This is a genomic window from Pseudomonas sp. NGC7, assembly GCF_047159675.1.
In the GTDB taxonomy this organism is placed as follows: domain Bacteria; phylum Pseudomonadota; class Gammaproteobacteria; order Pseudomonadales; family Pseudomonadaceae; genus Aquipseudomonas; species Aquipseudomonas kermanshahensis.
In genome coordinates this window covers 3,898,382-3,910,934 of record NZ_BAAFZY010000001.1, presented here as the reverse complement: position 1 = coordinate 3,910,934, position 12,553 = coordinate 3,898,382, and the positions used below count along the sequence as shown (strand labels likewise).

Sequence of the window (12,553 nt, the reverse complement as noted above, 5' to 3'; positions counted from 1 at the left end):
TATTGTGCAAAAACGCCCGGCAGCGCAACGCTGCCGGGCGGGTGTCACGCCCATGATCGGCGCGTGCCGACCCTTTGATCAAGCCCCGCGTGTCACCCGGTACGTGGCCGAAGGTTCCAGGCAGGCCTGCCAGCCTGGCGGCACGACGATGTTGGTGGTGTCCTCCTCGACCACACAGGGGCCTTGCACCGTTTGCCCGGGCAGCAGGTGGTTACCGTTGAACACCGGGGTGTGCTGCCACTCGCCGTCGGCACTGAACAGCATCGGGCGCTCGCCCACCGGGACTGCAGCAGGTGGCTGGGCCGACCCCTGCAGTTCTGGCTGCGGTGGGCGCGGCAGGTGACCGATCACCGAGCACTCCAGGTTGACCAGTTCTACCGGGCTGTCGGGTTCGCTGTACGAGTACAGCGTCTGGTGGCGAGCGTGGAAGGACTCGATCAACGCTGCCAGCCCGTCACTGTCCAGGCTGTGGCGCTCCAGTTCCACGCTGCACTCATGGATCTGCCCGCTGTAGCGCATTTCCAGGGTGTAGTGGCAGCTGCTGGCCTGGTCGCCGAAGCCGTCTTCGCGTAGGTTCGCCAAGCCTTGCTGGCGCAGTTCGGCCAGGGCCTGGTTGAGCTGCGCGAGGTCGGCGTGTTCGGCGTCCAGTCGCATCGACAGGCTGGTGAGCTGGTCGTAGCGCACATCCGAAAGGATCTGGCCGAAGGCGCACAAGCCAGAGGCCACCTTGGGGATCAACACGGTGTGCATGCCAATTTCTTCGGCCAGGCGCACCACGTGCATACCCGCTGCGCCACCCGCGCCAATCAGGGCGAAGTCGCGCGGGTCGTGGCCGCGTTCGATGGAGACACGGCGGATGCCGTTGACCATGTTCAGGTTGACCAGGGTGGTAACGCCAAACGCGGCGCGCTCAACACTGATGCCCAGCGGTTCGGCGATCTTGCTGCGGATGGCCTCCAGCGCAGCCTGGCGATTGAGCGTAATACTGCCGCCCAGCAACGCACGGTCTGGCAGGTAGCCCAGGGCCAGGTTGGCGTCGGTCACGGTGGGTTCACTGCCGCCTTTGCCGTAGCAAACCGGGCCAGGCTTGGCGCCCGCACTACGGGGCCCGACCTGCAGCATGCCGAACTCGTCGAGGTGCGCGATGGAGCCACCGCCGGCACCCAGTGTCTCCACCTGGATCATCGGCACGCCGATGCGCTGGCGCAGGAAGTCCACATCCTTGCTGAAGTTGGTGCGCCCGGCATTGGTCAGGGTGATGTCGAACGAGGTGCCTCCCATGTCCACGGTGATGACGTTGTCGATGCCAAACGGGCGGGCGACCGAAAGCCCCGCCTGGGGCGCCGAAGCCGGGCCGGAGTTGATGGCATTGACCGCGCGCTCACGCATCAGGTGGCCGGGCGCCAGGCCACCGTTGGACTGGAAGTAGCGCACCGGTTGCTGGGCGCCGAGCTCCTCGAACAGGCTGTCGATACGCGCCACGTAGCGCGCCATCACCGGGCTCAGGTAGGCGTTGACCACGGTGGTAGAGGTGCGGGTGTATTCGCGGATTTGCGGGAACACTTCAACGCCTGTGCAAACGAACACCCCGGGCAGCGCTGCCCTGACCAGTTCGGCGGCACGCTGCTCATGGCTGGGGTTGCGCACCGACCAGAGGAAGGAAATGGCCACCGCTTCCACGCCTTCGGCGCGGAAGTAGTCGATAGCCTCATGCACCGCGCGCTCGTCCAGCGGGCTGTGCTCGCGGCCATCGCCGAGGATGCGGCCGCCGATCGGGCGCCGCAGGTGACGCGGGGCGAGCATGTGCGCGGGCGGGTAGTGGGCGTCATAGCGGTGGCCCTCTTCCTTGTGGCCCAGGCGGATTTCCAGGCTGTCCTCGTGGCCCTCGGTGCACAGCAGGCCGACCTTGACCCCGGTGCGTTCGATCAGGGCGTTGAGGGCGACCGTGGTGCCGTTGATGCACAGGTCGCAGTTGGCGATGATCTCGGCCGGCGTGCGGCCGGTGGCGTCGGCGATTTGCGCCAGGCCAGCGCGGATGGCCAGGGTGCCGTCCTGCGGCGTGGAAGGGGCTTTGAACAGCTGCACGCCGCCATCGCGGTCAGCCAGGATGAAATCGGTGAAGGTGCCGCCGGCGTCGATGCCCAGGCGATATTGATTGCGCATGATGGGTCTCCGGTCAGTGCAGGTCGCGGGCAAGGCGGGTGGCGGTTTCGTCGAGGTGGCCGCCAGCATCGACGACCACGCCGTATTCCAGCGCGGCGCCCTGGGGCGAGACCAGTCCGTTGCGCAGGTCTTGCAGCACGGCGGCTACCGGGCGGCGCAGGGGGTCGCCATACCCGCCGCCCCCTGGGTTGATGTTGATGATCCGCTCGCCGGGCTGGAGGGTGAGCATGGGGTTCTGGGTGTAGTGGTCTTCCGAGCCATCGGCGTGCCGGTGGATCAGGCGGCCGAGTTTGGGCTCCAGCAGGGCATTGCGGGCCCCGGCGGCGCCGGCGGTGGGCAGTTGGCGGCCTTCGCCGAAGCCGACCACGGTCATCGCGTGTTGCAGGGGCTCGATCTCCAGGCGGGTGCCGGAGCCGCCGCGAAATTCACCGGCGCCGCCACTGTCGGCCATCAGGCTGTAGCGGTGGATGAGTATCGGGTAGGCGTGCTCCAGCAGCTCGATGTCACCGCTCATCAAGGCGCCGAAGCAGCACAGCGGCCCACAGGCATGCCAGCCATCCATGACTTTGTTGGCCCCCGCGCCGGCAATGATCGAGGCCAGGACCATGGTCACGTACTCGCTGTTGCCGTTACGTGGGTCGTGGCCGGCGATGTTGATGCCGCTGGTATGGCCCCAGGAGGCCGTGACCCGCTGCGGCGAGGCTTGCTCCAGTGCCGTGCGCACGGCATCGGCCAAGGTTTCCATCGGAGTCGTGGTGCAGTTGACGTGGGGCGCCGGTTCCTGGGCGTTGCACAGCGTGCCCTTGGCGCCGACATCGACTGTGACGCAGCGATACAGGCCTTCGTTGTAGGGCGGTGCGACCTGGGCGAACATCATCAGGCCAAGGTACACACCCGACACCGAGTTGCCCTCGTAGGAGTTGATGAAGTAGGGCACCTGCGGCGGGCTTTCGATACGCACATGGGCTTGCTCGCCGCGTATCTCGACATGCGCGGTGATGGCCAGTTCACCCAGGCCGTGGCCGGCGTCTTCGAGCACGGCGGTGCCGCTGTAGTGGCCGTCTGGTACGTCATGCAGCAAGGCGCGCATGTGGCGGTCGGCCATGTTCTTCAGCTCGGCGATGCAGGCACGCACCTGCTCCACGCCGTACTTGTCGAGCAGGTCGAGCAGGTGCCGCTCACCGACTTTGCAGGCGCCGTACTGGGCGTTGAGGTCGCCCTCCTGATAGGGGCGGGCGCGCATGTTGGTGAGCATGAAGTTGATCACGTCTTCGCGGCGTTTGCCCTTTTCCCACAGCTTCACGGGCGGGATGCGCAGGCCTTCGGCGTAGATTTCCTTGGCGTCCGGGTTGTAGCCGGCCGGTACCGGGCCGCCGATGTCGGTGAGGTGGCCTTTGCATACAGTCCAGAACACCAGCTCGCCCTGGTAGTACACGGGCTTGTACATGCAGCAGTCGAGGATATGGCTGCCCTTGTACGCCGGGTCGTTGTGGTAGATCACGTCACCTTCGGCGATATCGTCACCGAAAAACTCGGCCACGCACTTCATGGCGGGGATCAGTGAACCCAGGTGGATGGGGATGTCCTGGCCTTGCAGGATCATTTCGGGGAGGTGGTCGAATAACGAGTTCGAGTAATCATGGGCCAGGTTGAACACACTGGAGCGGCCGGTCTTTTCCAACGTCAAGGTCATTTCGCGCTGCGCTGTTTCCAGCGCACCCCGGACCACCGCAAGGGTGATCGGATCTACTGTTTTCATAGGTCACCAACGTTTGTTCTTGTGCTTTTGGGTGCGTGCCGCAGTGATCGGCGCGTGGTGACAGGCTACGGGGCGAGCGGGGTGGCTGACTTGTCGGTGGGTGTACTGCTTGTTGCGCTTGGGTGCACTGTTTGGGCGGCTTTAGCCCATCATCCTGTGGGAGCAACTGTCTTGCGCCACTTCTAAAAATTGACGTGGGAGCGGGCTTGCCCCGCGAACACCGGCGAAGCCGGTGCCATGCACCGCGTAGCCCCATTCGCGGGGCAAGCCCGCTCCCACAATGTTCACTGTTGTCTGGTCGATTTCCTATACGCCCAGCAACCGCTGCACCAGCCATTGCCCGGCTGGGCCGAGGGCTCGGCGGCGGGACCAGGCGATGTCCATGTCGACGCGGCGCGGATAACCGGCCACCTGCAATTCCACCAGGCCGCTGCCAAAGCGCGTGACCAGGGCCTTGGGCAGTTCTGCCCAGCCAAAGCCACGGGCGGCGAACTCCAGCAAGGTCAAATAGTCGGGCGCCGACCAGGCCTGGCCGCGGTCGTGGTGCAGGCTGGGGGCGTAGGTCTTGATGTACAGCTGGCGTACGGTCTCCAGGTGCTGGCGCTGCACCGTGCGCAGCGCTGCCAGCGGGTGCTCGGCGCTCACGTACACACAAAACTCCGCCTGCTCAGGCAGGCGCGCCACGGCGACATCGGCGGGGTACTGGCGCTGCGCGGCAAGAATGCCAATCTGGGCCATGTCCTGCTGCACCAACTCGATCACGTCAGCGTCTTCCGAGGGCCCACAGCGCAGCTCGGTATGCGGGTAGCTGTGTGCGAAGCCGGTCATGACCGCCGTTTGGAAGGTAACGCTATAGCTGTCCGACATCACCACCGAGACCAACGCTTCAACGTGCTCAGCCAGCCTCAGTGACAGGGCGTCGAGCCCGGCACTGGCGTCGAGGATCGCTTCGACATGGGGCAATACCTGGCGCCCGGCAGCATTGAGCGTAGGGTGGCGCCCGCCGCGGTCGAACAGGGGGCAGCCGATATCCGCCTCGAAATTGGCTATCGCAATGCTCACGGTGGACTGGCTTTTCTTCAGTTTGCGGGCCGCCGCAGAGAACGAGCCCAGCGCGGCGGCTTCGACAAAGGCAAGCAAAGCTTCAGGTGAGTAGCGCATAGGTATTGATAAAACCGATAGGAGCTATATCGCGAGTATCTGTTCCATCAAAGAAAATAGGAAGCACGTCTCAAGCAAATGATGGAATTCAAGATGAAAAAGGTCTCTTTCACCGAACGCATGGTCCATGCCGTAGGTTATGAAGTATTCGCTGTGCTGTTGTGCGCACCGCTGTTGTCCTGGGTGCTGGGCAAGTCGTTGGCAACGGCCGGGGGGCTGGCGGTGACCCTGTCAGTGATCGCCATGGCCTGGAACGTGGCCTATAACGCACTGATCGACCGCGTCGTGCAGACCGAACGGGTTGCCTGGAAGCCTTGGGCGCGTGTCGCCCATGGCCTGGGCTTCGAGGCAGGCCTGGTGGTGTGGTGCCTGCCCGTGGCGGCCTGGATGCTGGATATTTCGCTGCTTCAGGCGTTCATGGTCGAGTTGGGCTTCTTCGTGATCATCCTGCCCTACACCGTGGTGTACAACTGGGCGTTCGACAAAGCCCGGCACTATGTGGTCCAGCGCCAGGCCGCCGCCTGACGGCCTACTCCCCGCGCCCGATGCCCTCGGCATGCATGATCTGCGCGATGATTGGCACGGGGGTCATCAGGTGCGAGTGCATCATGGCGCTGGCGCGCTTGGCGTCGCGGGCCAGAATCGCCTCCACCAACGCCGCGTGCTCCTGGCGCTTGAGTTCAAGGGCCTGCTCGGAAAACACCGTCTGCGTCAGCCACAGATGCCGATAACGCTCGGCCTGGTCGAACAGGTAGGTGCGTGCCTGCAGTAAGTGCTTGGAGCCGCAGCCGGAGGCGATGGCGGTGTGAAACGCCTTGTGCCGCTCGTCCCAAACGTCCAGGCGCTGCTCGCGGGTTTTCACTTCCACCACTTTGGCCAAGGTATGCGAACAGGCCAGCACCGAGGCCTCCCAGGCGTCGTCGCCGCGTTCGATGGCCAGGCTGATGATCATGGCTTCCAGGTTGGCACGGGCATCGTAGATGTCGTTCATCTCCGCCAGTGACATGGGGGCGACACGGTAGCCCTTCTGGCTGATGGCATTCACCAGGTGCTCGGCCACCAACTGCGAGAGCGCCTCGCGCAGAGGCCCTACACCCAGTTCATAGCGGTCTTTGAGGGTGCTCATCAAGAGCTTTTCCCCCGGCTTGAACACGCCACGGATGATGTCTTTCTTGAGCCTCTCATACCCGCTGAATGCTGAATTTTGTCGGGGCGCGAGCGCTTCCAAGGTCCTGTTCCTCAAAACGTTTTGCCGATCATACCGAAACCACTGGCGGACGAAAAACAATGGACATACTCGATGTTTGTCTTCGTTTTATAAAAATGTAGACATTTTTGTTGAGTGGCGATATTTTTGCTTCGCCTGCACTGATCCAGATCACACACTGGGCGGCGCCACTCACTTTTTCTGCCAGGACCTAGCCATGAACGCTTTTACGCAGATCGACGAACTTGTCATGCCGTTGCCACTCGAACCGCGGGGTTACACCATCGCCCCTTCGAAGCAGTCGCCGCGCCTGCTTGAACTGACCTTTGCCCGCGAGACCGTGGAGGCGTTCGTCAAGGCCGTGGCCGAGTGGCCGGTGCAGGCGTTGGAGTACAAGTCGTTCCTGCGTTTCCGGGTGGGCGAAATCCTTGATGATCTGTGCGAAGGCACGCTGCGCCCGGTATTGCTCAACACCATCCTCGACCGCGCCAGCGGCGGCATGCTGATCACCCCGGTCGGGCTGGATGACGTGAGCCAGGCCGAGGACATGGTCAAGTTCACCACCGCCTGCGCCCACCTGATCGGTCGCTCCAACTACGACGCCATGAGCGGCCAGTACTACGCCCGCTTCGTGGTCGTGAACAGCGACAACTCCGACAGCTACCTGCGCCAGCCACACCGCGTCATGGAGCTGCACAACGACGGCACCTTCGTGAACCAGATCACCGACTACGTGCTGATGCTGAAGATCGACGAAAAGAACATGGAAGGTGGTAACTCGCTGCTGCTGCACCTGGACGACTGGGAGGACTGCGACGCATTCTTCCGCCACCCGATGGCGCGCCGTGAGATGCGCTGGACCGCGCCACCGAGCAAGAAAGTGGCCGAGGATGTGTTCCATTCGGTGTTCGATACCGATACCGAAGGCCGGCCGACCATGCGCTACATCGACCAGTTCGTGCAGCCGGAAAACTTCGAGGAAGGTATCTGGCTGAACGCCTTGTCCGAGTCGCTGGAGGGCAGCGACAAGAAACTTTCCGTTCCGGTGGCGGTGGGCAGCTTCGTCTTGATCAATAATCTGTTCTGGCTCCACGGCCGCGACCGCTTTACCCCGCACGACGGCTTGCGCCGCGAGCTGATGCGCCAACGCGGCTATGTCGCCTTCCCCAAGCCGCTGTACCAGCGCGGCCAGTAAACACGGCGCGGGAGGTAACACTGTGTACGACTTCATCATCATCGGCGGTGGCATTGTGGGCATGTCCACTGCCATGCACCTGATCAAGGTGTACCCGGACGCCAAGATTCTCCTGTTGGAGAAAGAGTCCGGCCCGGCCCGCCACCAGACCGGGCACAACAGCGGCGTGATCCATGCCGGGGTGTACTACACCCCTGGCAGCCTCAAGGCGCGCTTCTGCCTGGAAGGCAACAAGGCGACCAAGGCCTTTTGCACCGAGCACGGCATCGCCTTCGATGAGTGTGGCAAGCTGCTGGTGGCCACCAACGACCTGGAAATGCAACGCATGAAGGCGTTGTGGGAGCGCACTGCGGCCAATGGCCTGGAGCGTGAATGGCTGTCTGCTGCCGAGTTGCATGAGCGCGAGCCCAACATCGTCGGCCTGGGCGGGATCTTTGTCCCCTCCAGCGGCATCGTCAATTACGCCGAGGTCACGGCGGCCATGGGCCGTCAGTTCCAGCGTGCCGGTGGCGAGATCCGCTACAGCGCCGAGGTGATTGGCCTGGAAGAGCGCGCCAGTGAGGTGATCGTGCGTACCCGCAGCGACGAGTTCCACAGCCGCTTCCTGGTCACCTGCTCGGGGCTGATGGCTGACCGCGTGGTGAGCATGCTGGGCATCCAGACCAATTTCGTGATTTGCCCGTTCCGCGGTGAGTACTACTTGCTGCCCAAGCAGCACAACCAGATCGTCAACCACCTGATCTACCCGATTCCGGACCCGTCCATGCCGTTTCTGGGCGTGCACCTGACTCGGATGATCGACGGTACCGTGACCGTCGGGCCAAACGCGGTACTGGCGATGAAGCGCGAAGGTTATCGCAAGTCCGACGTCAGCCTTGGCGACATGTTCCAGACCCTGACTACACCCGGCATCCTCAAGGTGCTCGCCAAGAACCTGCGGCCGGGCCTGATCGAGATGAAAAACTCGCTGTTCAAGGGCGGCTACCTCAAGCAGGTGCAGAAGTACTGCCCGAGCATCACCAAGGACGACCTCACGCCATACCCGGCGGGTGTGCGGGCACAGGCGGTGTCACGCGATGGCAAGCTCATCGACGACTTCCTCTTCGTCAACTCCGCGCGCAGCGTGAACGTGTGCAATGCGCCGTCGCCTGCCGCCACCTCTGCCATTCCGATCGGCGCCTACATCGTCGAGAAGGTCTGCGAACAAGTCAGCCGCCAAGGGGGCGGCTCGCTCAAGCCTGACTTGGCGGGCAAGCAGCGCGCTGCCGGCTGAGGTGGCAGCTAACCCCGGCGGATCTGCGTTTCGTTTTACTCAACCCGTCCTTGCCCTACTCACCATTTAGGGCAGGGCGGGCTTTTTCGCGCCCGCGTTCGCTAGACATGCGTGCTGACGGCCTAGCGCGGGCATGACAAGAATAAGAAGGTAAGACCATGCAAACAGACAAAAACAATTTGAGTCATGGATTGAAATCGCGGCATGTCACCATGCTGTCCATTGCCGGGGTGATCGGCGCCGGCCTGTTCGTTGGCTCTGGGCGGGCCATCGCCGAAGCCGGGCCTGCAACCATCCTGGCCTATATCCTGGCCGGCGGGTTGGTGGTGCTGGTGATGCGCATGCTGGCGGAAATGGCAGTCGCCTCGCCCGACACCGGCTCGTTCTCCACCTATGCCGACCTTGCCATCGGCAAGTGGGCCGGCTACACCATCGGTTGGCTGTACTGGTGGTTCTGGGTGCTGATCATCCCCATCGAAGCCAACATTGCCGCCACCATCATCAACACCTACGTGCCGCAGATGGAGATCTGGGTATTGTCGTTGGTGATCACGCTGCTGCTGACCGCCACCAACCTGTTCAGCGTGAAAAACTACGGTGAATTCGAGTTCTGGCTGGCGCTGGTGAAGGTCATTGCCATTGTCGCCTTCATCATTCTGGGTGCCTGTGCCATTTTCGGCCTGCTGCCCAGCTCCGGTGTCAGCGGTGTTTCGCGCCTGTGGGATACCGGTGGGTTCATGCCCAACGGCTTCGGCGCGGTGCTCAGCGCCATGCTGATCACCATGTTCTCGTTCCTTGGGGCCGAGGTGGTGACCATTGCCGCTGCAGAGTCCGACGAGGCGGGCAAGCACATCTCCAAGGCCACCAACTCGGTGATCTGGCGGATCACGCTGTTCTACATCCTGTCGATCTTCATCGTCATCGCGCTGGTGCCCTGGACCGACCCACGGCTGGCCACTGAAGGCTCGTATGTCACGGTGCTGGATACGCTCGGCGTGCCGCATGCCAAGGCCATCATCGACTTCGTCGTGCTGACTTCGGTGACCAGCTGCCTGAACTCGTCGTTGTACACCGCCTCACGCATGGTCTATTCGTTGAGCCGCCGGGGTGACGCGCCGGCCTGTGCCCAGGTGACCAGCCGCAGCGGTACGCCGATTGTCGCGGTGCTGTTGTCTACCGGGGCGGCGTTCCTGGCGGTGATCGCCAACTACCTGGTGCCGGCCAAGGTGTTCGGCTTCCTGATGGCCAGCTCCGGCGCCATTGCCTTGCTGGTTTATCTGGTTATCGCCATTTCCCAGCTGCGCCTGCGCAAGCGCCTGACCGCCCAGGGCAAGACGCTGAGCTACCGCATGTGGCTGTTCCCGTGGCTGACCTGGGGCGTGATCCTGTTCATCAGCAGCGTGCTGGTGCTGATGCTGTTCCGCCCGGATCATCGCCTTGAAGTGGTTTCGACAATGGTGCTGGCGGTGTTCGTGGTGTGCTCGGGGTTGTTGATCACCCGCCGACGGGCGCGGGTGGCGCAAGGCAGTGCTGTGGGGCAGGGCGCCTAGGCGCCCGAAACACCCTGAACAGACGAACGTTGCATCACAGACGAGCAAGATCCATCAGGCTGTGAGAGGATGACCGCCACCTCCACGGCTCGGCCACAGGACCCCAGAACTCAAGCCTGATGAAGACTCCAAAAAGAATCGAACCCCTGATCGAAGACGGCCTGGTCGACGAAGTACTGCGACCTTTGATGAGCGGCAAGGAAGCAGCCGTCTACGTGGTGCGTTGCGGTACCCAAGTGCGCTGCGCCAAGGTCTACAAAGAAGCCAACAAACGTAGCTTTCGCCAGGCCGCCGAGTACCAGGAAGGCCGCAAGGTCCGCAACAGCCGCCAGGCCCGGGCCATGGCCAAAGGCTCCAAATACGGCCGCAAAGAGGCCGAGGACGCCTGGCAGAACGCCGAAGTGGCGGCTCTGTTCCGCCTGGCCAGTGCCGGTGTCCGGGTGCCCAAGCCTTATGATTTCCAGGATGGCGTACTGTTGATGGAGCTGGTGACGGACGCCGATGGCGATGCCGCGCCACGCCTTAACGACGTGCACCTGGAAGCCGACGAGGCCCGCGAGTTCCATGCATTCGTCGTCCGCCAGATCGTGTTGATGCTGTGCGCGGGGCTGGTGCATGGTGACTTGTCCGAGTTCAACGTGTTGCTTGGCCCTGAAGGCCCGGTGATCATCGACTTGCCGCAGGCGGTGGATGCGGCCGGTAACAACCATGCGTTCAGCATGTTGCAACGTGATGTGGGCAACATGGCGCTGTACTTCGGCCGCTTCGCCCCCGAGCTCAAGAGCACCCGTTACGCGCAGGAAATGTGGGCGTTGTACGAGGCCGGCGAGCTGAAACCGGACAGCCCGCTGACCGGCGAGTACGAGGAGGATGACGAGGCTGCCGACGTGGATGGCGTGCTGCGCGAAATCGACGCCGCACGGCTCGACGACGCCCGCCGCCGAGCGGCGCTGGCCGATGCCGAGCGCGGCCCGGTCAAGGGCGAAGAACCGCCACCGCCCTGGTTGCAGTAAACAGTCACCCACAGGTACAGCGCCGCTTTTACCCAAAGCGTTGTACCTGATGGGCGCCCCCACCCCTGTGGGAGCGGGTGTACCCGCGAAGGGGCCGGCACATGCGCTGCAAATCTCCGCTATTACTCCCACCGCAAGACACAATCTCGTCATTCAGCCTTTTCACTGAAGCTCAACAGGCATATGGTGTACGCCGTCCATATTCCCTGGAGCTGTCATGTCCAACCGTTTCCCCTCCGTTCGTCCGCGCCGTCTGCGCCAGAACGAATCCCTGCGCTCGATCTTCCAGGAAACCGAGTTTCGCCTTGAAGACCTGATCCTGCCGATCTTCGTCGAAGAAGGCATTGACGATTTCGTGCCGATCACCAGCATGCCCGGCGTCAACCGCATCCCTGAAAAGCTGCTGGCGCAGGAAATCGAGCGCTACGCCCGCGCCGGCATCAAGTCGGTGATGACCTTTGGTGTCTCGCACCATCTGGATGAGGTTGGCAGTGACACCTGGAACGAAAACGGCCTGGTGGCGCGCATGGCGCGGATCTGCAAGGACACCGTGCCGGAAATGATCGTGATGTCCGACACCTGCTTCTGCGAATACACCAGCCATGGCCATTGCGGCGTGGTGCACGACCACGGCGTGGACAACGACGCCACCCTGGCCAACCTGGGCAAGCAGGCCGTGGTCGCGGCCGCAGCCGGTGCCGACTTCATCGCGCCATCGGCGGCGATGGACGGTCAGGTCCAGGCAATTCGCGGCGCCCTGGATGCCGCAGGCTTCCATGACACTGCCATCATGGCTTACTCGACCAAGTTCGCCTCGTCGCTCTATGGCCCCTTCCGCGAAGCGGGCGGCACTGCGCTCAAAGGCGACCGCAAGAGCTACCAGATGAACCCGATGAACCGCCGCGAAGCCGTGCGCGAATCGTTGCTCGACGAGCAGGAAGGGGCCGATGTGCTGATGGTCAAGCCGGCCGGTGCCTACCTGGACGTGATCGCCGACATCCGCGCGGCCTCGCGCCTGCCGCTGGCGGCGTATCAGGTCAGTGGCGAGTACGCGATGATCAAGTTCGGCGGCCTCGCCGGTGCCATCGACGAAGGGCGCGTGGTGCGTGAGAGCATCGGTGCCATCAAGCGCGCCGGCGCCGACCTGATCCTGACCTACTTCGCCATGGACCTGGCCCGCGAAGGCATCTGATCAGTAGAAGGTATTCGCGGCCCTCCAAGGGCCGCGATTA

10 protein-coding genes are annotated in these 12,553 nt (G+C 63.3%); 6 read left to right on the top strand and 4 right to left on the bottom strand.

Annotated features, from left to right (window positions below):
* Positions 1-78 precede the first annotated feature (78 nt).
* From ACMCNM_RS17460 to ACMCNM_RS17450, 3 genes are all read right to left on the bottom strand, one after another.
* Positions 79-2,163, bottom strand: coding sequence for a hydantoinase/oxoprolinase family protein (locus tag ACMCNM_RS17460; RefSeq protein WP_412765039.1), 2,085 nt, complete (start codon positions 2,161-2,163; stop codon positions 79-81).
* 13 nt (positions 2,164-2,176) lie between these two features.
* The gene (locus tag ACMCNM_RS17455) at positions 2,177-3,922 is read right to left on the bottom strand and encodes a hydantoinase B/oxoprolinase family protein (protein ID WP_412765038.1); all 1,746 of its coding nucleotides are present in this window, start codon (positions 3,920-3,922) and stop codon (positions 2,177-2,179) included.
* A 306-nt stretch (positions 3,923-4,228) separates the two neighbouring features.
* Positions 4,229-5,083: a LysR family transcriptional regulator gene (locus ACMCNM_RS17450; protein ID WP_412765037.1), complete on the bottom strand. Its 855-nt coding sequence runs from the start codon at positions 5,081-5,083 to the stop codon at positions 4,229-4,231.
* Between the two features lie 93 nt (positions 5,084-5,176).
* Between ACMCNM_RS17450 and ACMCNM_RS17445 the strand changes: the two genes are divergently transcribed.
* On the top strand, positions 5,177-5,608 hold the full coding sequence (locus ACMCNM_RS17445) for a multidrug/biocide efflux PACE transporter (protein WP_027593510.1): 432 nt from the start codon (positions 5,177-5,179) through the stop codon (positions 5,606-5,608).
* A 4-nt stretch (positions 5,609-5,612) separates the two neighbouring features.
* Here ACMCNM_RS17445 and csiR read toward each other — a convergent pair whose 3' ends face one another.
* Positions 5,613-6,311 (bottom strand): DNA-binding transcriptional regulator CsiR, encoded by a 699-nt coding sequence (gene csiR / locus ACMCNM_RS17440; protein WP_027593509.1) that lies wholly within the window; start codon positions 6,309-6,311, stop codon positions 5,613-5,615.
* Between the two features lie 196 nt (positions 6,312-6,507).
* Between csiR and glaH the strand changes: the two genes are divergently transcribed.
* From glaH to hemB, 5 genes are all read left to right on the top strand, one after another.
* On the top strand, positions 6,508-7,485 hold the full coding sequence (gene glaH, locus ACMCNM_RS17435) for a glutarate dioxygenase GlaH (RefSeq protein WP_050580735.1): 978 nt from the start codon (positions 6,508-6,510) through the stop codon (positions 7,483-7,485).
* A 22-nt stretch (positions 7,486-7,507) separates the two neighbouring features.
* Positions 7,508-8,758 (top strand): L-2-hydroxyglutarate oxidase, encoded by a 1,251-nt coding sequence (gene lhgO, locus ACMCNM_RS17430; protein WP_099429153.1) that lies wholly within the window; start codon positions 7,508-7,510, stop codon positions 8,756-8,758.
* A 158-nt stretch (positions 8,759-8,916) separates the two neighbouring features.
* Positions 8,917-10,308 carry a GABA permease gene (gene gabP / locus ACMCNM_RS17425; protein WP_027593506.1) on the top strand — a complete coding sequence of 464 codons (1,392 nt, stop codon included), beginning with the start codon at positions 8,917-8,919 and terminating at the stop codon, positions 10,306-10,308.
* Between the two features lie 119 nt (positions 10,309-10,427).
* Entirely contained in the window at positions 10,428-11,321 is an 894-nt protein-coding gene (locus ACMCNM_RS17420; RefSeq protein WP_027593505.1) for a PA4780 family RIO1-like protein kinase, read from the top strand.
* Between the two features lie 217 nt (positions 11,322-11,538).
* Positions 11,539-12,513 (top strand): porphobilinogen synthase, encoded by a 975-nt coding sequence (hemB, locus tag ACMCNM_RS17415; RefSeq protein ID WP_027593504.1) that lies wholly within the window; start codon positions 11,539-11,541, stop codon positions 12,511-12,513.
* Positions 12,514-12,553 lie beyond the last annotated feature (40 nt).

Bases quoted from the DNA above. Each gene is read 5' to 3' on its own strand.
- ACMCNM_RS17460 (WP_412765039.1), bottom strand. From the start codon at position 2,163: ATGCGCAATCAATATCGCCTGGGCATCGACGCCGGCGGCACCTTCACC.
- ACMCNM_RS17455 (WP_412765038.1), bottom strand. From the start codon at position 3,922: ATGAAAACAGTAGATCCGATCACCCTTGCGGTGGTCCGGGGTGCGCTG.
- ACMCNM_RS17450 (WP_412765037.1), bottom strand. From the start codon at position 5,083: ATGCGCTACTCACCTGAAGCTTTGCTTGCCTTTGTCGAAGCCGCCGCG.
- ACMCNM_RS17445 (WP_027593510.1), top strand. From the start codon at position 5,177: ATGAAAAAGGTCTCTTTCACCGAACGCATGGTCCATGCCGTAGGTTAT.
- glaH (WP_050580735.1), top strand. From the start codon at position 6,508: ATGAACGCTTTTACGCAGATCGACGAACTTGTCATGCCGTTGCCACTC.
- gabP (WP_027593506.1), top strand. From the start codon at position 8,917: ATGCAAACAGACAAAAACAATTTGAGTCATGGATTGAAATCGCGGCAT.
- ACMCNM_RS17420 (WP_027593505.1), top strand. From the start codon at position 10,428: ATGAAGACTCCAAAAAGAATCGAACCCCTGATCGAAGACGGCCTGGTC.
- hemB (WP_027593504.1), top strand. From the start codon at position 11,539: ATGTCCAACCGTTTCCCCTCCGTTCGTCCGCGCCGTCTGCGCCAGAAC.